This window comes from Pleurocapsa sp. FMAR1, assembly GCF_963665995.1.
GTDB lineage: Bacteria > Cyanobacteriota > Cyanobacteriia > Cyanobacteriales > Xenococcaceae > Waterburya.
This window is the reverse complement of the sequence record NZ_OY762512.1, coordinates 2,123,031-2,142,690: the sequence shown is the minus strand read 5'-3', so window position 1 is coordinate 2,142,690 and position 19,660 is coordinate 2,123,031. Positions and strand designations below refer to the sequence as shown.

20 protein-coding genes, 1 tRNA gene and 1 pseudogene are annotated in these 19,660 nt (G+C 37.6%); 10 read left to right on the top strand and 12 right to left on the bottom strand.

The window, feature by feature from the left end; genetic code table 11:
* Positions 1–21 precede the first annotated feature (21 nt).
* Both SLP02_RS10490 and SLP02_RS10485 read right to left on the bottom strand, forming a co-directional pair.
* On the bottom strand, positions 22–972 hold the full coding sequence (locus tag SLP02_RS10490; protein ID WP_319420602.1) for a DNA cytosine methyltransferase: 951 nt from the start codon (positions 970–972) through the stop codon (positions 22–24).
* Between the two features lie 21 nt (positions 973–993).
* Positions 994–2,088: a HindVP family restriction endonuclease gene (locus SLP02_RS10485; RefSeq protein ID WP_413467362.1), complete on the bottom strand. Its 1,095-nt coding sequence runs from the start codon at positions 2,086–2,088 to the stop codon at positions 994–996.
* 216 nt (positions 2,089–2,304) lie between these two features.
* Here SLP02_RS10485 and treZ point away from each other — a divergent pair, with 216 nt between their 5' ends.
* Both treZ and treY read left to right on the top strand, forming a co-directional pair.
* Positions 2,305–4,125 carry a malto-oligosyltrehalose trehalohydrolase gene (treZ, locus tag SLP02_RS10480; protein ID WP_319420600.1) on the top strand — a complete coding sequence of 607 codons (1,821 nt, stop codon included), beginning with the start codon at positions 2,305–2,307 and terminating at the stop codon, positions 4,123–4,125.
* A 62-nt stretch (positions 4,126–4,187) separates the two neighbouring features.
* The gene (gene treY, locus SLP02_RS10475) at positions 4,188–6,950 is read left to right on the top strand and encodes a malto-oligosyltrehalose synthase (protein WP_319420599.1); all 2,763 of its coding nucleotides are present in this window, start codon (positions 4,188–4,190) and stop codon (positions 6,948–6,950) included.
* A 118-nt stretch (positions 6,951–7,068) separates the two neighbouring features.
* Here treY and SLP02_RS10470 read toward each other — a convergent pair.
* Positions 7,069–8,111, bottom strand: a pseudogene (locus SLP02_RS10470) (YgfZ/GcvT domain-containing protein).
* Between the two features lie 100 nt (positions 8,112–8,211).
* Positions 8,212–8,610, bottom strand: a complete 399-nt coding sequence (locus SLP02_RS10465; protein WP_319420597.1) for a hypothetical protein — start codon at positions 8,608–8,610, stop codon at positions 8,212–8,214.
* A gap of 137 nt (positions 8,611–8,747) precedes the next feature.
* Between SLP02_RS10465 and hisH the strand changes: the two genes are divergently transcribed.
* Positions 8,748–9,395 (top strand): imidazole glycerol phosphate synthase subunit HisH, encoded by a 648-nt coding sequence (hisH, locus tag SLP02_RS10460; protein ID WP_319420596.1) that lies wholly within the window; start codon positions 8,748–8,750, stop codon positions 9,393–9,395.
* Positions 9,396–9,675: 280 nt separating this feature from the next.
* Positions 9,676–9,906, top strand: a complete 231-nt coding sequence (locus SLP02_RS10455) for a hypothetical protein (protein ID WP_319420595.1) — start codon at positions 9,676–9,678, stop codon at positions 9,904–9,906.
* A 110-nt stretch (positions 9,907–10,016) separates the two neighbouring features.
* Here the strand turns inward: SLP02_RS10455 and SLP02_RS10450 are convergent, their stop codons facing one another.
* Complete coding sequence (locus tag SLP02_RS10450; protein WP_319420594.1) at positions 10,017–10,958, bottom strand: spermine/spermidine synthase domain-containing protein; 942 nt, start codon at positions 10,956–10,958, stop codon at positions 10,017–10,019.
* Positions 10,959–11,045: 87 nt separating this feature from the next.
* Positions 11,046–11,339 (bottom strand): hypothetical protein, encoded by a 294-nt coding sequence (locus SLP02_RS10445; RefSeq protein WP_319420593.1) that lies wholly within the window; start codon positions 11,337–11,339, stop codon positions 11,046–11,048.
* A gap of 353 nt (positions 11,340–11,692) precedes the next feature.
* On the opposite strand from SLP02_RS10445, the gene rph reads away from it, so the two are divergent.
* Together rph and SLP02_RS10435 are read left to right on the top strand one after the other, a co-directional pair.
* Complete coding sequence (rph, locus tag SLP02_RS10440; protein ID WP_413467361.1) at positions 11,693–12,415, top strand: ribonuclease PH; 723 nt, start codon at positions 11,693–11,695, stop codon at positions 12,413–12,415.
* Complete coding sequence (locus SLP02_RS10435) at positions 12,412–12,654, top strand: DUF6737 family protein (protein WP_319420591.1); 243 nt, start codon at positions 12,412–12,414, stop codon at positions 12,652–12,654. The genes rph and SLP02_RS10435 overlap by 4 nt, the downstream gene beginning before the upstream one ends.
* Before the next feature lie 48 nt (positions 12,655–12,702).
* Here the strand turns inward: SLP02_RS10435 and SLP02_RS10430 are convergent, their stop codons facing one another.
* A complete protein-coding gene (locus SLP02_RS10430) occupies positions 12,703–13,335 on the bottom strand; it encodes a M23 family metallopeptidase (protein WP_319420590.1) in 633 nt (210 codons plus the stop codon).
* A 345-nt stretch (positions 13,336–13,680) separates the two neighbouring features.
* On the opposite strand from SLP02_RS10430, the gene SLP02_RS10425 reads away from it, so the two are divergent.
* Positions 13,681–14,067: a hypothetical protein gene (locus SLP02_RS10425; protein ID WP_319420589.1), complete on the top strand. Its 387-nt coding sequence runs from the start codon at positions 13,681–13,683 to the stop codon at positions 14,065–14,067.
* Between the two features lie 44 nt (positions 14,068–14,111).
* Here the strand turns inward: SLP02_RS10425 and ndk are convergent, their stop codons facing one another.
* Entirely contained in the window at positions 14,112–14,561 is a 450-nt protein-coding gene (gene ndk / locus SLP02_RS10420; protein WP_319420588.1) for a nucleoside-diphosphate kinase, read from the bottom strand.
* Positions 14,562–14,778: 217 nt separating this feature from the next.
* Entirely contained in the window at positions 14,779–15,147 is a 369-nt protein-coding gene (locus tag SLP02_RS10415) for a 2Fe-2S iron-sulfur cluster-binding protein (protein WP_319420587.1), read from the bottom strand.
* A gap of 433 nt (positions 15,148–15,580) precedes the next feature.
* Here SLP02_RS10415 and SLP02_RS10410 point away from each other — a divergent pair.
* A tRNA-Ser gene (locus SLP02_RS10410) sits at positions 15,581–15,667 on the top strand.
* 214 nt (positions 15,668–15,881) lie between these two features.
* Here the strand turns inward: SLP02_RS10410 and SLP02_RS10405 are convergent.
* Entirely contained in the window at positions 15,882–16,664 is a 783-nt protein-coding gene (locus tag SLP02_RS10405; RefSeq protein WP_319420586.1) for an SDR family oxidoreductase, read from the bottom strand.
* Between the two features lie 137 nt (positions 16,665–16,801).
* On the opposite strand from SLP02_RS10405, the gene SLP02_RS10400 reads away from it, so the two are divergent.
* Positions 16,802–16,933, top strand: coding sequence for a hypothetical protein (locus SLP02_RS10400; protein WP_319420585.1), 132 nt, complete (start codon positions 16,802–16,804; stop codon positions 16,931–16,933).
* A 64-nt stretch (positions 16,934–16,997) separates the two neighbouring features.
* Here the strand turns inward: SLP02_RS10400 and SLP02_RS10395 are convergent, their stop codons facing one another.
* Together SLP02_RS10395 and SLP02_RS10390 are read right to left on the bottom strand one after the other, a co-directional pair.
* The gene (locus tag SLP02_RS10395; RefSeq protein ID WP_319420584.1) at positions 16,998–17,435 is read right to left on the bottom strand and encodes a nucleoside deaminase; all 438 of its coding nucleotides are present in this window, start codon (positions 17,433–17,435) and stop codon (positions 16,998–17,000) included.
* 552 nt (positions 17,436–17,987) lie between these two features.
* Positions 17,988–18,548, bottom strand: a complete 561-nt coding sequence (locus SLP02_RS10390) for a response regulator (protein WP_319420583.1) — start codon at positions 18,546–18,548, stop codon at positions 17,988–17,990.
* 167 nt (positions 18,549–18,715) lie between these two features.
* Between SLP02_RS10390 and lipA the strand changes: the two genes are divergently transcribed.
* Positions 18,716–19,633, top strand: a complete 918-nt coding sequence (lipA, locus tag SLP02_RS10385) for a lipoyl synthase (protein WP_319420582.1) — start codon at positions 18,716–18,718, stop codon at positions 19,631–19,633.
* Positions 19,634–19,660 lie beyond the last annotated feature (27 nt).

The following is a 19,660-nucleotide window of genomic DNA, read 5'->3' as shown; positions in this document are numbered from 1 at the left end:
AAATTTTTGCTATTTCTGTGTTTAAATATGCTCAAAAAGCTTTAATTGAATTGCAGGTGATTGCTTGTGAAAACAAAAATGAGAATCAGACATATATTCAGCAAGACAAGAGGCAACATATTCAGCAAGTTTAACAGGAACGGCATTACCAATCATTTGCTCTAAATTAGATTTACTACCCCTAAACTTAAATGATTTGGGAAATGTTTGAATGTAGCTTCGTTCAATCGTGGTTAGAGAACGTAAATTATCATTAACATCGGCAGCATCTCCTTTATGTTTCTTATAAGTTTTTGGTACGGGACGATTTACTCCTCTTATTGTTGGACTAGGTTCATGTATACTAAAAATAGCTCTTCTGTTGTAACTTCTGGGATGTCTATAATAGCATTCAACACCTAAATCATTTCCTAAATAATCAAAAATGCTCATAGGTTTTTTAGCAAGATTTTTATTTAAAAAATCTTTTAAAGAGTTGTCTTTTCCATTAAGTTCACCAATTAGAAAGTAACGTTTTCTTGCCTGTGGTACTCCACAATAACTTGCATTTATTACTATTGATGTTAAGCCATATTTACTTTTTTTAAATGAATCTATAATTTTTGGTAGAGTTGTACTTATTTTAATCCTACTAACATTTTCCATAACAAACCACTTAGGTCGAACAAAAGAAATAATATTGGCAAATGAGCGCGTTAAATTTGCTCTGCCTAAATTTTCATTTCTTTTACCTGCACTTGAAAAGTCTTGACATGGAGGTCCTCCTATAATCATCTCTGGATTAAAACTGGCAATAATTTCATAAAACTCTTTTTTAGATAAATCTTTGTTAAGAATTGAATGTTTAAAATTGTCCTGATAAACTTCAATTGCTGGTATCCAATTGTCAAAAGCAGCTACTATCTCAAAACCTGCATTTTGAAATCCAAGAGATAAACCTCCACAGCCAGCAAATACATCTACCGTTTTCATACCGAATAAAATATTAATCTATTAATCAAATAAATCAGGCGAGTTATACACAATAGCATCAAAACGCCTTTCTGGACTTAATAAGTTTTGTCCTCCACCTATAATAATTTCTTTAATTTCGGTTTTTTTAATTCTTGGCTGTTTTAATATTTCAGATTTCATATATATGTGTGTAACCCGACCACTAACGGCAAACGCTTTGTCATTTTTAGTATTGTATGAAAGATTATCTATTATTTGTTTATGATTAAAAGAGTTGTTGATACTAAAATCATAAATCATTTTAAAAATCCAGATAATTGTTCTAGTATGCCTTTTAATGGATTTTACTGTACCATATAAATCTATTTCTGCTTTAGCCAAATCTATAAATAACCTAGTAAAAGCCAGATTACTCCATACAAAAACATCTAAACAATATTCTGAAAGTTTAGGTGATTTTCCTTCAGTCTTCCAAATAGGTTGCATCAATAAAGGCTTTTGAACATCTACAATTGAAAGCGCAATTGAATCTAGAATATTTATTATGTTGGATACATATAATATTATGATTTGTGGATCAGACCAATCCGTAATATTATCAAAATCTTCGTTTATTAGCTCTCTAAGCAGATTTAAATTATTTTTAAATGTATCTAATATACTGCAAGCAAGATAAACGATTGTGTCTGGTCGAATAACAATTTCGCAACCATATAAATCTTCGGGTAATTCACAAGTTGTCTGGTCGGGTAAAGCAGTTAATTTGATTTCGAGAGCTTGTAAACAAATTCCTGTGTCTTTTGCTTGAGCAACTAGATCGACACCTGGAAGAGTGCCAATTAAGTATTGCTGATAAGGTGTAAATTGAGTTTCAAAAGCATAAAACAAATTATCTGATAATGGATTAATTCCATAAAGCTCTACTGTACTGATGGTCGAATGTATAACTTTTAAATTTGAGTCTAGTTTGAGATATATATTGTCGAAATTACGGCTGTAAACGTAAGAGCAGAGAGAAGCTGGAAATGATGAGTTAAAGCAATTTTTCCCCCAAGTTTGTTTCTGTGTAAAGTCTCGATTTGAGTATTTTAATCCAAATAGTCCAGGCTGTTGGTTTGGTTGATTTACTTGCAACACAAAATTATTATTGAAAAATAGTTTAGTTGATTAGTTTAGCTTAATTCACAATCTCAGCCGTAATTGTTGTGTATTTTGGACTAGGCAAGAATAAGCTATACTCATTCAAAAAATAACTTCACTCAATACAAACCTTTCTTTAGATAGAAGCGATCGCGAATTAGATAATGGTAGAAATCAAGCGGGGATATAAACAATAGCAACTAGATAAATATGAAAGTTGGTTCTCAATATCTGGGTAATGGTGTTTGCGAGTTTACTCTTTGGTCGCCTTTAAAAGAAAAAGTAGCCGTACATCTTGTTTCTCCTGAAGAGAAGTTGCTACCAATGAATAAGCAGGAACAGGGTTACTGGTATCTTAAAGCCGAAATTGAGCCTGGTACACTGTACTACTATCAACTTGAAGATGGAGCAGATAGACCAGACCCCGCTTCACATTTTCAACCCCAAGGAGTTCACCAAGCATCAGAAATTATCGCTCATAATAACACCAATTGGCAGGATTCTCAGTGGGCTGGTATTCCCCTAGAAGAAATGATTATTTACGAGATGCACGTCGGAACTTTTACTCCTGAAGGAACTTTTAAGGCAATTATGCCTCGGTTGTCAGACTTGGCGGAGTTGGGAGTAAATGCGATTGAAATTATGCCAGTGGCTCAATTTTCTGGCGATCGCAATTGGGGTTATGATGGGGTATATCCTTATGCGGTGCAAAATTCTTATGGTAGACCAGAGGATTTAAAGCAATTAGTCGATGCAGCACATCAGCAGGGAATAGCGATAATTTTAGATGTAGTTTACAATCATTTTGGTCCAGAAGGCAACTATATTGCCACTCACGCTCCTTACTTTACCGATACTTATCAGACTCCTTGGGGAGACGCAATTAATTTCGATGATGCTTATAGTTATGGTGCGCGAAACTATTTTGTTGAAAATGCTCTGTATTGGTTAGAAAATTATCACATCGATGGACTACGCTTAGATGCAATTCAGGCTATTTATGATTCAAGCGCAAAACACATTCTGCAAGAGATGGCGGAAAAGGTAGAAGAGTTTTCCCAGCAGGTAGGTAGAAAGTTTTGTTTGATCGCCGAAAGCGATCTTAATGATGTTCGCGTTATTTGTCCGCAAGAATTAGGCGGTTACGGAATTGATGCTCAATGGAGTGATGATTTTCACCATTCCCTGCGTACTGTCTTAACTAAAGAGTCAGGTGGCTATTATGCTGATTTTGGTAGTTGCCAACAGCTAGCCAAAGCTTATCAGAATACTTTTGTTTATGATTGGCAGTATTCCCCGTTTCGTAAACGATATCATGGTAATGTTACAGGCGATCGCCAGGGACATCAATTTGTAGTTTGCATTCAAAATCACGATCAAATTGGCAATCGAATGTTAGGCGAACGGATTTCCGATCTAATTGATTTTGAGGCGACAAAATTAGCTGCGGGTGCTTTGTTGTTGTCCCCTTACATTCCGTTATTATTTATGGGACAGGAATACGGAGAAGAATCTCCTTTTCTTTATTTTGTCAGTCATGAAGATCCAGATTTAGTTGCAGCAGTTAGAGAAGGGAGAAAAAAAGAATTTACCGATTTTCATGTTGAGGGAGATTATATCGATCCCCAAAGTATCGAAGCTTTTGAGACATCAAAACTACATTGGCAGCAAAAAAATGAAGGTAAGCATCTAATTTTATGGCAACTTTATCAGAAATTAATTGCTATGCGACGAACTATTCCTGCTTTAAAAAAACTCGATAAGCAGAATTTAGAAGTTACGGTAAAAGAAAGCGATCGCATTATTACATTACATCGTTGGCAAGATGATAGTCAAATTTTTAGTATTCTTAACTTTGATGATCGAGATATTAAGTTAGAAAATATTTTTCCAGTAGGCAAATGGCAAAAAATATTAGACTCAGCCGAACCTAAATGGATGGGAAATGGTTCAGATTTACCAGAAAAAATTGATACAGAAGAACAACAATTATCAATAAAGTCTCATAGTTTTGTAGTTTATCAACAATAAGGTTTTATAACTCTGTCAATTTTCGCGATCGCACTGTCAATTTTAGTTTGTATCTTCTAATTATGCGTATTCCCATAGCTACTTATAGAATCCAGTTTTATTCTCAATTTAATTTTGTGCAAGCTCAAGAAATTGTTAGTTATTTAGCCGATTTGGGTATTTCCGCTCTTTATGCTTCGCCTATTTTCCAAGCTAGTAAAGGAAGTACTCATGGTTATGATGTGGTAGATCCAACTATACTCAATCCCGAACTAGGAACTGAAGCAGATTTTAACAAATTAATTGAAGAAATTCACCAGCATCAAATGGGATGGTTACAAGATATTGTTCCTAATCACATGGCTTATGATAGTCAAAATTTGTGGTTAATGGGTATCTTAGAAAATGGTAAAGATTCAGAATTTTTTAACTTTTTTGATATTAATTGGAATCAACCTTATGAAGAAATGAACGAACGAGTACTCGCTCCTTTATTAGGTGATTTCTATGGTAATTCTTTAGAAAGAGGAGAAATTAAGCTTGACTACGATAAAAAAGGTTTGTCGGTTAATTATTTTGACTTAGAGTTACCAGTCAGGATTGAGTCTTATATAACTTTTATTACTTATAATTTAGGCAAACTAGCCAGAGAAATCGGTCGTCAACATCCAGATTTTATTAAATTTCTGGGTATTTTGTATTTACTAAAAAATATTACTGAAGAAACCAAAGGAAAAGAGCGTTACGACCAAATAAATTTTGTTAAAAGTCTAATCTGGGAAACCTATAATCAAAATTCTTTAGTAGAGAAATTTATTCAAAACAATCTCCAGGAATTTAACGGTGAAGTCGATAACCCTGAAAGCTTTAATTTATTAGATAATTTGCTTTCCGAACAATTCTACCGTTTGTCATCTTGGAAAGTAGGTGCGGAAGAAATTAATTATCGTCGATTTTTTACAGTTAATGAGTTGATTTCCGTCAAGGTAGAAGACTTAAAAGTATTTAACAAAACTCATGAATTAATTAATCGGTTAGTTAGCGAAAATAAATTTACGGGGGTGCGTATCGATCATATAGATGGTTTATACAATCCTGCTGAATATTTAACTAGGCTGAGAGAAAAACTAGGAGATGCTTACATTACTGTTGAAAAAATTCTCGAATTAACTGAGGATTTACCTTCAAATTGGCAAATTCAAGGAACAAGTGGTTACGAATTTTTGAACTATGTGAATGGCATATTTTGTAAACCAGAAAATGAACGAGAATTTAGCAGTATTTACGCTAGCTTTACTGGTTTACAAACTACTTATGAAGACTTGGTTTACGAAAAAAAAGGCTTAATTTTATCAAAGAACCTAGGTGGAGATCTAGAGAACTTAACTCAAGTTCTTAAAAGAATTTCCTCGCATACAAGAGCAGGAAGTGACTTTACTATCTATGGTTTAAGACAAGCTTTATTCCAGGTGTTAGTGCTTTTTCCTGTTTACCGAACCTATATTGATGCAAGTGGAGTTACTGAAGTAGATCAAAAATATGTCCGAGAAACGATAAAAGCCGCCAAGAAGAAAGCTCCTTTACTAATTAACGAATTTAACTTTATCCAAAAAGTATTGCTTTTAGAATACGAAGATTTTCGCAGTAAAACTCAACGAGAAGAATGGCTACATTTTGTAATGCGATCGCAACAGTTAACAGGGCCATTAATGGCGAAAGGAGTTGAAGATACACTTTTATATGTTTATAACCGATTACTATCATTAAATGAAGTGGGAGGCAACCCCAGTCATTTTGGTATCGAGTTAAGTTTATTTCATCAATTCAATCAAAATAAAGTTAAAAATTGGCAGCAGGGAATGAATACAACTGCTACTCACGATACTAAACGAGGTGAAGATATACGCGCTAGATTAAATGTGCTTTCGGAAATTCCTCAAGAGTGGTCACAACAAGTCAATCGATGGCGTGAAATTAATCAAGCTTATAAACAAGATAGTAGTCCCGATGCAAATGATGAATATTTCTTTTATCAGACTCTGTTGGGTGTTTTTCCTTTTGCAGAAGGTGATTTAGCTGATTTACCTACGAGAATTAAAGATTATATTTTAAAAGCAGTGCGAGAAGCTAAGGTTCATACTGCTTGGTTACGTCCCGATGAAGAATACGAACAAGCATTTTTTAGCTTTATCGATCGCATTTTAGAAACAAAAGAATCTGATTTTTGGCAACAATTTCGACCTTTTCAAAAACAAATAGCTGAATATGGGATTTACAATTCTCTGTCTCAAGTATTAATTAAAAATACCGCGCCTGGCGTACCAGATTTATATCAAGGTGCAGAATTATGGGAATTAAGCTTAGTCGATCCTGATAATCGTCGTCCTGTAAATTATCAACAGCGAATAGAGTTTTTAGAAGACATCAAAGCAAAAATTGAGCAAGATATTCTGCAATTAATTAAAGAACTAATTGCTACCAAAGAGAATGGCAAAATCAAACTTTTTCTAACCCATCAATTACTAAAAGCCAGAAAAGAATATTCAGAAATATTCTTAAACGGCGACTATCAACCAATAGAAGTTACTGGAAAATACCAAAACCATCTAGTTGCTTTTGCTAGAAATTATGGAGACAAAACTATAGTTGCGATCGCGCCTCGTTTTTTAACTGGAATTATCAAACCAGGACAACTTCCTCTTGGTAAAGAAGTATGGTCAGATACAAGCCTAAAGTTGGCAGATAAAAATTGGCACAATGTAATCGACCATCAAACAATCGTCGGCGGAAATCTAGCGGTTGGCGAAATTTTACAGAACTTTTTCGTTGCTTTATTAATTGGATAAACAATTTAATACGGGACAAACTTTAGGAGAAACCAGCTTATTTTTTGAAACCTATTGTTTTATGGCGATCGCAAAATTAATGCCAAAATCGGCAAACATTTCTCTAATCTGCTATTTACTAATCTTCATGGTGAATAAAGGGGACGCTTTCTAGCGTGCCGATCGCATCTCCAATTTTACCTGTAGTCCTTCTCCTCCCGCTTTGGTACGCACATAGCCTAAACCATAAGCACCTGTAGGAGTTTCGGTATAGCTGGTTAAAATTCCTACTTTGCTGTCGTCTAAGGTGATTGGAGTTTGAAGTTCCACAGCCTTGTCTAACTTAATTCCCCAGAGTTTTTGTTTAACTCCTTTGTAGGTATTTAAGCGAGCAATTGTCTCTTGCCCTATATAACAGCCTTTTTCAAAGGAAATAGTCTGCCAAAGTCCTGCTTCAAGAGGGTTATAGTCTTCGGTCAATTCTCGGTCTGGAGTTGGTCTACCCTGTTGAATCCTGAGACTTTCCCATAGGCGATCGCCAAAAGGAACTACCCCCGCCTCGGTTAATTTTGACCACACTATACCCGCGTCATCGTTATCTAAAATCAAAGTATAGCCAGGAGTCGTTAAACCGCTTCCCCCAGCAACTCTTAGGTCAATATCGTCAATAGTTACCGTGCTATGGTTTCCTAAGCTATCATCAGGGATTTCCCCTGTAGCAAGTTGAGCTAGAATATCTTTACTTTTTGCGCCAGCTAAATTAAATACCGTTGATGCTGCGGAAATATCTGTCAATTCAACTTTATCAAAAGGAAAAATAAAGCGATCGAGCCAGCTTAACAATTGCTCTCGGCGATTAGGAGATACTAGAACTAAAACTGCATCTTCAGTGACGTAGGCACTGGCTAAATCCAAGGTGCGGGCGGTAGAAGTAACAAATACAGTATTGCAAGCCTCTCCAGGCTTTAATTTTTCAAAATCATTGGTACTTTGGTTGTGAAGATAACGCAGACGATCATCACCAGTAATTTTTAATAATCCCCAGTTAGAGCGATCGCATATTGCCACCCCATGATCGAGCGCTTCTAAAGCTTGCTTCTCATTATTAAAACTTTGAGCAACGCCTGTCTCATTAAAAATCGCTCCTGCTGTCTCTTGAACTTGTCTTAAATTCATACTGATTACTGATTATTAAATTAATTGGTGGGCAAAAAAGCAAAAAAGAATTTTGTATTTTACCTACTAATAAGCTTTTGTTGCCCACCCTACAATGTTTAATGGCTTATTGTTCAGGTAAGGTGCTAAAGGCTTTTCTAACTGACTGCTGCGCCTTGGACTCTAACAACTGCCAGTCTACCTCGCCCAAGTCGTCGATTAATCTTGTGTCTACCTCAACAGGATAAGCAGCCTCATTCTCCTGGCTAAAAAGATGTTCGACAGGCTCATATTCTAGAAAACAAACCTTATAGCAAAGTTCCCAGACATCAATCTCAACTTGATAATTAGAGCGAGTCAAGCAAAGATGATAACCAGGAATGGGTGCGGTTACTTCTTTATATTTGCCTTTCCAGTCTGAGACTTCTAATTCTTTACGGATATTATCCACTACCCGCAGCATTGCTGGCTGCATTACTAATTGAGCTTGTTCCCAAGCCAGCGTATTCTTAAAAGTCGGTTTCATATCATTTTGCTTTTGCGCCCATACTTAATTTTAGAATCATGCAGTCGCGATCCAAAAATTAAGTTGTAAATTTACAACTTAATAACGGAGTATGTCACGATACACAAAGAAGCAATCAAACCTAAAGGAGGCTAATTATGGTTAACGTAGCAGTTATTGACTATGAAATAGGAAACCTGCATTCTGCTTGTAAAGGCTTAGAAAAAGCAGGGGCAACTCCCAAAATTACTAGTTCTCTTACAGATATATTGAAGGCAGATGCGTTTGTCTTACCTGGAGTTGGTGCTTTCGATCCAGCAATGCAGCATATCAGAGAGCGTAAATTAGAAATGCCGATTAAAAAAGCGATCGCCTCTGGCAAACCTTTTTTGGGGATCTGTGTCGGTATGCAAATCCTTTTTGAGCGTTCAGAAGAAGGACAAGAATTAGGCTTAGGCGTTATTCCAGGAATAGTTCGACGCTTTAAAAGTGAACCAGGTATTGCTATTCCTCAAATGGGTTGGAATCAACTCGAATTAATTCAGCCTGAACTTTCCCTGTGGCAGAATCTACCTACAGATCCTTATCTTTACTTTGTACATTCTTATTATGCCGAGCCTGTAAATAAAAGCTTTAATGCAGCAATGGTAACTCATGGCTCACAAACGATAACTGCTGCGATCGCTCGTAATAACCTGATGGCAGTACAGTTTCATCCTGAAAAATCATCAGACAATGGGCTGCAAATTCTTTCTAATTTCGTCACCTTAATCAAAAATCAGCAAAACTTAGTTACGAGCTTTTAATTCTACCCAAAATTAAAACAGTCATCATCTTGGGCTGAAAACTGAGATTTAAATTAATTGGCTGTTGGTTTGATTAAGAATAATTTAGCTGCCATTTTGCTGATGCTGATGGAACTTTAGGCTTTTCTCAATCAAGTCTGTAGTGTTAATTGATTATTAAATAAATATTGCGCTTTATTACAATCAACTTTAATTGTTAATAAATGTTGCGGAGTCTTGTTTTATTAGTTAGCTTGTGTTGAGTAAAGCTAACTAAGCATTGTGTCTGTCAAGGAGACTAATGATGATTTTAATTTGTAGCCTACTGCTTTCTTTTATGCTCGGCTTTTTATTAGCCATTAATGTGATAGCAGAAAAACATCCTCAGCAACAATCGACAACATCTTTTACTTCTAAAGAATTTGCCTTTGCATCCCACAGCAAACAGGTGACCTTTTCTTTAACATCTTTAGTATTGTTTGTGTTCTTTCCTGACCCTGAAATAGCTGCCAATTTCCCATTTAGAGACTAATACCGTTAGCTCTAAGCTCATCAACATCAAGTTTGCCAGTTTTGGCTGACGGGGTGACACGGTGACGCGGTGACAGGGAGAGAATAAAATAGCCCTGTATTTTTATAATGTCAAGCCATTGCTCCCGTACCAAAAAACTTAGGTGGTTCTTCTAAAGTATAAACAACAGTTTCTGCGGCTATAGCCTGGCGAATATACAGCGGAGTTTGTAAGATGCCTAGAAGAGTCGTACCATCAATAAAACGACAGCCTCCAGAGGTTTTATCAGACAATAGCTTATCTATTGATTCTGGCTGTGGTCTAAGGTCGATTTCTGCATCTGAACATAAAGCAAATCCCCAAGAGCGACCATAGGAAGGGGTAGGAGCAGATAGAGAATTTACCTGACCAAACACCGCTTTTAGAGTGTTAATCAAACGCGCATGATCCTGGACTTCTGGCGGGGATATGGGACCTGCCTGTACCATTACATATCCTCCAGGGTTTAATACTTGCTTGAGTTTGGCAAAATACTCTTTAGTAAACAGGGCAAAAGATGGGCCTGATTCAATCGGATCGCTTAGATCGGAGATAATAATATCCCAGGTTTGGGTAGTGGTATCTAAAATCTTGAGCGCATCGGCGATAATTAACTCGACGCGAGGATCTTCAAAAGCATTTTGGTGCATTTCTGGAAGATGTTTTTGGCAAGCTTCTACGACATCTCCATCAATATCAATCATCGTTACTTTCTCGACGGTTTGCCAACGCAATATTTCGCGAATTGTTGCCCCTTCTCCACCACCAAGAACTAAAACGCTGCGAGGATTAGCGTGAGCAATTAATCCAGGATGCACCAATGCTTCGTGATAGATAAATTCATCAACGGTGCAGGATTGCCATTTGCCGTCTAAAACCAATCCTTTGCCAAAAGCTCCTGTCTCGACGATATACATTTCCTGAAAGGGAGTTTTTTGATATGCCAAAATCTTGGTAACTCCATGAGTATAAATATCCCATGGGCTTATATATTCATTGATCCACAAATCTGCCTTTAATTCGCTACCAGACATAGATAATTATTTGTTTAACTATACACAAACACTGTTTGTAGCATTTTTTAGCATTAAATGGATATTTTCGCTTTTTTAAAAGGTAATTTAACTGAAATCCTTGTCTCTCATACTTTGGTAGCGATAGAAATTCAATATATCTAATAAAATGCCAACGATACAAATGGTAATACCAAGGGTGATAGCACCTTGTAGAGGTTTCCCACTACCAAACACAGCCAAGAAATTGAGAATATGAAATTTTGCGATCTCACTAAGGTTTAAAAAACCAGGAACATAGCCGACTATGTTTAACAATCCCAAGGTGCAGCCAATAAGTATTACTGGAGCAGCAAAGCTCATGGCAGCAGCAAGAAACAATGAAAGAAATAAATTTGACACAACTTCTAAAACAATTTTTTTGTATAAACGTTTTTTTAATAAGAAGTAATTAAAACTTACCTCATTCATTCATTTACTACGATATAGGCAAAAACTGACTTTGGAAGATAATTTTAGAAATCTTAAATAAATACTTGAAATTTGGTTAAACATTATTTATTCTTAAGTCTTTAAGATAATATACATAGAAAAAACTAGTAGAAAAGTAACAATTTTAACTAAAAGCGTAAGCAAACTTAAACTTTATTAGTCAATTAGTTAAGAACTATATCGACTTGAGCAATTGTTAATTTAACTCCTGTCATAATTTGCCAGACTTACATTGTTAATCAATTTAAAAGCAACGCAACATGGTGTCTTGGCAACGTTCTGATAATCGTCAACCTAACCAACTCCGCCCTCACAAATTTCAGCTAGATTTTATTGATAATCCTTTGTCGTCGGTGATTATTGAGTGTGGCAAAACGAAAGTTCTTTGTACCGTTAGTATTGAGAATAGAGTTCCCAGGTTTTTGCTTAATAGTGGTCAAGGTTGGCTGACGGCAGAATATAGGATGTTACCAGGAGCAACAAATACCCGTCATTCAAGAGAGTTGATGAAGCTTTCAGGACGCACTCAAGAAATACAAAGGTTGATCGGACGGAGTTTGAGAGCAGCTATTAATCTTAAGGGTTTTGGGGAAAGAACAATTACCATCGACGCGGATGTATTACAAGCAGATGCAGGAACACGCACTGCATCAATTACAGGCAGCTATGTGGCATTAGCCCACGGAATTGATAAGCTGATAGCAGCAGGAGAACTTAAAAAATCGCCTCTGTTGGAGCCTGTGGCTGCGGTTTCAGTCGGCTTAATCAATGGCGAAGGGTTTCTAGATTTAGACTACCCTGAAGATGTGGCAGCAGACGTAGATTTAAACGTAGTTATGAATAGCAAGCTGGAAATAATTGAAATTCAAGGGACGGCAGAATCTAATAGTATGACGCGATCGCAATTAAATCAAATGCTAGACTTAGCAGAAACAGGAATAGAAGAATTACTCGAAGCTCAACAGGCAGCGTTACAACAAAAATGATCGAAACTCAATCTAATTCTGAATCTACCAGCGTCTGGGACCATAAGCCTAGCTGGTGTCAACCCTGGTCAATTATTTTGGCGGGACTGACGATAATTTCGGCTAGCTGGTTAGTACTACACACTATCTGGATTACCGCTGGTGTATCTATTTTAATTACCGTTTGGTGGGTATACTTTTTAATTCTTTATCCCAAGGCATTTGCAGATTATATAATTTCCCAAACTGCTAATAGATAAAAACCGATAAATTCAGAACAAAAATAATTCACATACATTATGTGTAATTTATGATTTGGAGGAAATAGTCTGACGCTTAAACATTTCTTTGAGAACTAAAGCAGGATCTACGTAATTTCCATTATATTTGAGCGTCCAATGCAAATGAGGACCAGTAGTTCTTCCGCTCATGCCAACCCGACCAATTCTTCCTCCTGCGGGTACATCTTGTCCTTCAGCAAGTTGAATACCGCCAGGACGATCTATAAGATAGGTACCTTGAGACGATGTTTCTACAGATCCTTCCATGTGACAGTAAATGTGTTCCCATGCTCCTGACTGAATAGTTACGGATGTACCGCAAGCACCATCGTCTGATAGTTCAGTTACTTTGCCACCCCACCAGCTACGAATATAGCTTCCAAGAGGGGCAGCTAAATCTAAGCCATTATGAAATTGTCGTACTCTGGTTACAGGATTAATCCGATAACCAAATGGAGAGGTATAAGATTCAAAGTTTTCAACAGGAAAAGAGCCTTTTTCCCAAATAGCAGAGACATCTTGAGCAATTAAATTACCTTTAGGTATATCCGAAGCTTCGGTCTGGAGTATCTTCCAGTTTTGAAATCCAAATGACATCAGGAAAGTCGCTGTTGCTGTGCCGAGTAAACGACTCCATCGAACTTTTGATTTGTAGCTCATTAATTTTGGCTCATCAATATAATAGTTAGTGCTTAGTGGTTTAGAAATAAGTTTTTTAGCCTTTTATTTAGAAATTAAACATAAAAAGTTAGCTAAAGCATTTTTAGCAGATAATAGATAATTTTTAAGTAATAAATGGCAGAAAAATCAATAACTTTTTTACGAAAGCTGAAAAACCTTTCTAAGGATACTCTTTAATTTTTTGACCAGCAATACTAAACTAAAGTACTTATAGGTACACATCATATCTTTGAGTTAAAAGCCATCTCGATAAAATTTTGATGAACTTATGCCCCACCTTCAAGCTAATTGAAACACATTAGAAATAAATATTTGCCAACAAGTATGAAACTTAATTTTGTTCCCTTTGTTTTTGACTTAGATACAGTAAGCATTGCAGGGAGTTGTATCTGGTCTTTGGCTTTGTATATTGGTTTAGATTCAACAAAAAGCTGGATTAGTAAACAATTGGAGAGATGGTTAAACTTTGCTGAAAAGTGGCTTTATACTTCTGTTGAAGAGTTTGATGCAACTCGTCCTACCAGAGAGTCGCAAAATGCTTTTTATGCTTCGATACTAGGCATTGTGCCTTTTTTAGTTGTCGGAGTATTAACCAATTGGCTGATAGATATTAGCTTTGGTGGCAGCAGTTGGGCGATCGCTTTAGGTATTATGACCTGTGCTATTTGTGGCTTATTTGCTTTAGCAAATCAAGATTATGAAGAGGAATAGGAGAATTAAATAAGCTTTGCTGTCTCTAATTCTCCTAGTTTTATTTATTCGTAGAGCCAGGGTTTTCTAACAGGTTCCCAGTTAATTAATTCTTCTTCTTTAAACCACAAGGCAACTTCTGTTTGAGCGGTTTCAATCGCATCCGAACCATGAATCAAGTTACGTCCAATACTAACTCCAAAATCGCCACGTATTGAACCAGGCGCAGCGGTTACAGGATTAGTTGCGCCAATTAGGTTTCTGGCAGCACTAACTACACTATCGCCTTCCCACACCATCGCAATTACAGGCGCAGAAGTAATAAATTCAATTAGGCTACTGAAAAAAGGTCTTTCTTTATGAACACCATAATGTTTTTCAGCTAGTTCACGAGAAACCTGCATCATTTTTAGCCCTACTAAAGTAAAGCCTTTAGACTCAAAGCGATCGATAATTTCACCTGTTAGATGACGCTGTACGCCATCGGGTTTAATCATGATAAAAGTGCGTTCCATAATCTCCTCAATATTTGGTTACAAAATGTCACAAACTTTCCTCTAATCTAAATTAGAAGAAATTTTATTGACAAGTCCATAAAATAATACCCTGGTTACGTTAATTCTCAGATTTTGATGGCGATCGCTCGATCAAAAAGCAGCTTGGGAGTATAAAAAATACTTATACACCAAAAGCTTTTGAGCTACTTATATCAGGCAGCCAGGGTCTAATGTTTTAGTCTTCATCCAACGGCAAACCAAATCTGACTTTGCCCCTGGCGAAATAGCGACCAAACTGCATTTCATATACTTCGTCTTCATCTTGTGTCTCTACTTCTAAATCTGAACGAGGATAACTAACGCACAGCAAAGCATAACCTTGTTCTTTAAGCTTGGGAGATAATCCCATTGCTTCTGGCTGTTCTAGTTCCCCTGAGATAACTTTTGCCGCACAGCTAGTACAGGCACCATTACGACATAAAAAAGGTAATTTGGCATCTTGTTGTTCGGCAGTTTGCAGGATGTATTGATCTTCTGGAACTTCGACAATGTAGTGTTTTCCCGTAGCGCGATCGCGAACTTTTACTATATGGGTTTTGCTCATTTAATTAACTATAGTGCTGTTTAAATAACCTAGTAGGCGTGGGCGTAAATAGAGTAACCATTTATTTATAGTCGTACAAAATTAGATTAGCGATGCGACCCCCGCGCATGGTTCAACACCCGTTAGCATTCCCTTGCGCCCTAGCAAGCGTCCGACACGAGGGCATCCTACGTCCCGCATGAAGCTGTTCCGTCTAGGAACAGCACGGGGACTCCTAGACGGGAAGCCACGCGAACTTGGGGGAACGCGCACCAAGACAGGAGACAAAAAGGCGAGCGACCCTGCTGCTTTGCAAGCAGCAAAGGAACGCGCGAGTGTTGGCTCGCCTACAAAGAGCCAAGCAGTACTAGTGTGTAGTCTACCGCAAAAGAGAATGACCCAAAACTTTGACAGGAATGATGAACCATGTATAATGGTAAATTGTGCGCCCCCTGGAGAGGTGGCCGAGTGGTCGAAGGCGCAGCACTGGAAATGCTGTAACGGGGTGACTTGTTCGAGGGTTCGAATCCCTCCCTCTCCGTACCTTACTAGCGTTAGCCCTTTAAGGCTTCTAGTCTCAAACAAGCCAACCTACTAGCATCTTTTTATTCAAAACTTACTCAAAAGTAACTACAGGGGTCGCTCGCCATTTTTAATCGGACAATTACTAGAAAATTGAGTAATCTACCTCAAGCCAATTGCTTCTTGAAGCAATGCAGAGAGTCAAATAGTAAGTAAATATTCCGATTTTTCTCTCAACTATTTACTTCATCCTTAATTCCCGCCGTAGTTTGTTCAAACAAGCTAGCAAAATCGCTTGTTGCTACAGCATCAGGAGCGTTTTCTGGTTTTGAGATGATATCGAAGGCTTTGTTGCGAGCATTGGGTTCTGTTAAAGCTCTAACTGCTACGGAGGCTACATCGGCTCTGGGAATTGAAGTAGGAATTCCGTCGGGTGGATTATTTAACAGTGCGTCATCTTTACCTACCAGCAGTTGTCTGACTCCGCCCTGTTTATCTAACAAACCACCAGCGCGAATAATAGTGTAGTCGATACCCGAATCAATTAAATACTGTTCGGCTTTGCGCTTCCAGATTAAAATATTGCCGTTACCAATGCGGTTGAGAGGATGGTCGGGATTGGTACCACCCATAGAACCTACCAGTACTATATGTTTAACCCCCGCTTGTTTGGCTGCATCGATCTGATTTTTTTGTCCGAGCCAGTCTACCTCTTCAGGAAGTCCCCCTGGTACAAATTCAAACTCTGGTCTTTGTCCTTGGGCGGGTGGTGCAATCATTTTGGGAACTGCACTGGTAAGAATCACTAGAGCCTCGCAGCCAGATATTGCCGAATTTAAGCTAGATTTGTCTTTGATGTCACCTATAACAAAACCTTTCGAGTCAAATAGTTCTTCAGCTTTGATTGGCGATCGCGCCAAACCAATTGCCTCAAATTCATCTGGTTCGTCGCGTAGTTTTTGTAAAACCAGCGAACCCGTCTTTCCCGTCGCTCCTGTAACTAATACTCGTTTCATTCCTTTCCCTAAAACTTCATCTACAAGCTGTCTTGATTATCTAACAGAATTTGTCACCCTACCCCATCGAGGAAAGATAATTAACAAGACGTAGTGGAGCTATGAAGATAATGAGCGCTATATTCTAGACAGTATTTATGAAAAACAATCGCGTCATCTTAGCCTGGGGCAATCATGGTGCATCACAAAAGCAAGACTTGTATATTCTCTTGCTAGAAAACCATACTCATCTTTATCTGGGCATTACAAGAGGTTATCCCCGTCATTGATTTACTGGCTTCTGAGTTCTGTGCTGAAAAACTACTCAAAGGTACAAACTTAGTTGTTATTAGTTCATGTTCCAATATCTTCATTCCATAATAAGGGCTTAGATAGTATAAAGTTGCTCATTAGTTCGATACAATTTTGCTCGTTAAGAACTTCAACAATTACCTTTTTATCTCTTAATAAATCTTCTGACCCCAGAAAATTTTGGTTTTCACCAATAACAACGTGAGGAATTTTATACAAAAGAATCGCACCACTACACATACTGCATGGAGACAAAGTAGTGTACAAAACTACATCTGAATAAAAAGATGCACTTTTACGACCAGTATTTTCTAGAGCATCCATTTCCGCATGAAGAATAGCACTGTTTTTTTGCATTCTTTGATTGTGACCGCGCCCAACTATTTCCCCGTTTTTGACCACAACCGAGCCAATAGGTATTCCGCCTTCTTCAAGCCCTTTGTATGCTTCGTTTAATGCTTCGAGCATAAATTTGTTCATCAACTTTTTTTCTAATTGATCACACGCTTTAGTTTAGAAACAGAACTACCGCGACAGATGTTAGTATAAATTAATAATCGAGTCCCTTGGCGATAATCATTTACCAAGGTTTCAATCCTGGCTCTTAAGGATTGTTAGTTTTTAGCATCTTCCCTTAAAGTGCTTATAAATCTAGGTGCCTTTTGCTTTGTCGTTTTGCCAAGCGATCGCAACTTTATCCACCAATCATGACTAAGATTAGGTTTAAGTTGTCTGCTAAACCATTCTAAATCTCAGAAACAAGCGGAAAAATCAGGATTTGTTCGAGTTAAGGTTCGCTCCCGTCATCGAAAGGTCTAACTCTTGGAGTGTAAAAGTCTAGTCAAGAATTTTGAACGCATTTTAAATGCTAGAGTTAAAATCAATCTTCGTTTTATTCGACTTTTACTCAAAAGACTTACGCTTAATTAGATCTCAAATGGGTTCTATAAGTATTTGTTTGATGTTAACCGTCAACATTCAGCTATCTTAGGAAACGTATCTTATTTATCCAAAAGCAGGTAATTCTACTTTCTATCTCAGCTTTTGCTTAATAAACCCAACCAACTGATTGAATTGTTTCTTCATTTGTTCAGATTCTTTTTCCAGTTTGGCAATTTTAAGTTTTAAGAGTTCAATCTCGGAGGTTAAAGCAGATGTATCCGCAGTAGTAAAGCTGCTGGGTGGTTGAGATATTTCCGCAGTGCCTTGAGGTTGTCTCTTGGCTTTGAGCATAGCATCTCGAATCGCATCTACTAGTTGCTCGCGATCAAAAGGCTTTTCCACAAAAGAAAAGTACTCAAAAGGCTCAGTAATCTTGTCTGTAACCTCTTCCTTGCGACCAGACATCAACACTAGAGGGATCGAGCGAAACTTTTGTTCTTTCTGGATCTGTTGATACACTTCCCAGCCGCTCATTTTTGGCAGTAAAAAATCCAGCATAATCAAATTGGGATTTTCTGTTCTAATTAGATTGAATCCTTCTAAACCATCTTTGGCTTCGATGATATCAAAGTTGCCTTCTGGCAACATATCTTTAACTCGCATCCTGATGACTTTACTGTCATCAATAACTAGAATTTTGTGGGTTGACACAATTTACTCCTGAGCTACTAACTTCTTCATGCCTGATATTTACTAGACTGGTTTTGGCAGTTAGTTTTGGTTTACAAGCTTAGAGTTCCCTTTTAAATTACTAAAATAACAGGAAGAAACATCTAATTTTTGTATTCTATTGTAAGTAATGTTGCCGATCGTTAAGCATGATAAACAAATCTCAACAAATAAATTCAACTAAAAATAATTGGCATACTGAATCAACTAGTTTACCTAGTTGGCTAAAAAGACCAATTGGCAAGGCGAGTGAGCTTTCTACAGTACAACGAATTATCAAACAAAGAAATATTCACACTATTTGTGAGGAGGCTCGATGTCCCAATCGGGGTGAATGTTACGCTAATCAGACAGCGACTTTTTTGCTGATGGGACAAACCTGTACCCGCGCCTGTGCTTTTTGCCAAGTAGAAAAAGGTCATGCGCCGATGACACTAGACCCTGATGAACCTCAAAAAGTGGCTGATGCGGTTAGTTTATTGAGTTTACGCTATGTTGTGCTTACTTCTGTAGCTAGGGATGACTTAGACGATGGGGGTGCAGAGTGGTTTGTCAAGGTGATGACGGCAATTCGTTTGGTTAATCCCCAGACGCAGATAGAAGTTTTGACGCCTGATTTTTGGAGTGGTAAATCAGCCGAAAGTAGCCAAAAGAATAGAGTTGCTACTGTAGTGGCAGCAAAACCAGCCTGTTACAATCACAATTTAGAGACTGTGGCTCGTTTGCAAGCACCAGTCAGAAGAGGGGCAAGATACGATCGCTCGTTGAATGTTTTGCGTTACGTTAAAGAACTAGATTCTACTATTCCTACTAAATCTGGCTTGATGTTGGGTTTGGGCGAAACAGAAGCTGAAATAGTTCAAACCCTCAAAGATTTACGGGCAATAAAATGCGATCGCCTGACTATCGGTCAGTATATGCGCCCTTCCCTGGCTCATTTGCCCGTGGAAAAATATTGGACTCCTGATGAGTTTACTCGCCTCGGAGAAATTGCCCAAGAGTTAGGCTTTTCTCATGTTCGCTCTGCGCCTTTAGTGCGGAGTTCATATCATGCAGGAGAGGAATAATTACTGTACGGGCGATTCGTGAGGCAG

Excerpts from the sequence above, each read along its gene's own strand:
- SLP02_RS10490 (WP_319420602.1), bottom strand. The coding sequence starts at position 972 with ATGAAAACGGTAGATGTATTTGCTGGCTGTGGAGGTTTATCTCTTGGA.
- treZ (WP_319420600.1), top strand. The coding sequence starts at position 2,305 with ATGAAAGTTGGTTCTCAATATCTGGGTAATGGTGTTTGCGAGTTTACT.
- treY (WP_319420599.1), top strand. The coding sequence starts at position 4,188 with ATGCGTATTCCCATAGCTACTTATAGAATCCAGTTTTATTCTCAATTT.
- SLP02_RS10465 (WP_319420597.1), bottom strand. The coding sequence starts at position 8,610 with ATGAAACCGACTTTTAAGAATACGCTGGCTTGGGAACAAGCTCAATTA.
- hisH (WP_319420596.1), top strand. The coding sequence starts at position 8,748 with ATGGTTAACGTAGCAGTTATTGACTATGAAATAGGAAACCTGCATTCT.
- SLP02_RS10455 (WP_319420595.1), top strand. The coding sequence starts at position 9,676 with ATGATGATTTTAATTTGTAGCCTACTGCTTTCTTTTATGCTCGGCTTT.
- SLP02_RS10450 (WP_319420594.1), bottom strand. The coding sequence starts at position 10,958 with ATGTCTGGTAGCGAATTAAAGGCAGATTTGTGGATCAATGAATATATA.
- SLP02_RS10435 (WP_319420591.1), top strand. The coding sequence starts at position 12,412 with ATGATCGAAACTCAATCTAATTCTGAATCTACCAGCGTCTGGGACCAT.
- SLP02_RS10430 (WP_319420590.1), bottom strand. The coding sequence starts at position 13,335 with ATGAGCTACAAATCAAAAGTTCGATGGAGTCGTTTACTCGGCACAGCA.
- SLP02_RS10425 (WP_319420589.1), top strand. The coding sequence starts at position 13,681 with ATGAAACTTAATTTTGTTCCCTTTGTTTTTGACTTAGATACAGTAAGC.
- ndk (WP_319420588.1), bottom strand. The coding sequence starts at position 14,561 with ATGGAACGCACTTTTATCATGATTAAACCCGATGGCGTACAGCGTCAT.
- SLP02_RS10415 (WP_319420587.1), bottom strand. The coding sequence starts at position 15,147 with ATGAGCAAAACCCATATAGTAAAAGTTCGCGATCGCGCTACGGGAAAA.
- SLP02_RS10405 (WP_319420586.1), bottom strand. The coding sequence starts at position 16,664 with ATGAAACGAGTATTAGTTACAGGAGCGACGGGAAAGACGGGTTCGCTG.
- SLP02_RS10400 (WP_319420585.1), top strand. The coding sequence starts at position 16,802 with ATGAAAAACAATCGCGTCATCTTAGCCTGGGGCAATCATGGTGCATCA.
- SLP02_RS10395 (WP_319420584.1), bottom strand. The coding sequence starts at position 17,435 with ATGAACAAATTTATGCTCGAAGCATTAAACGAAGCATACAAAGGGCTT.
- lipA (WP_319420582.1), top strand. The coding sequence starts at position 18,716 with ATGATAAACAAATCTCAACAAATAAATTCAACTAAAAATAATTGGCAT.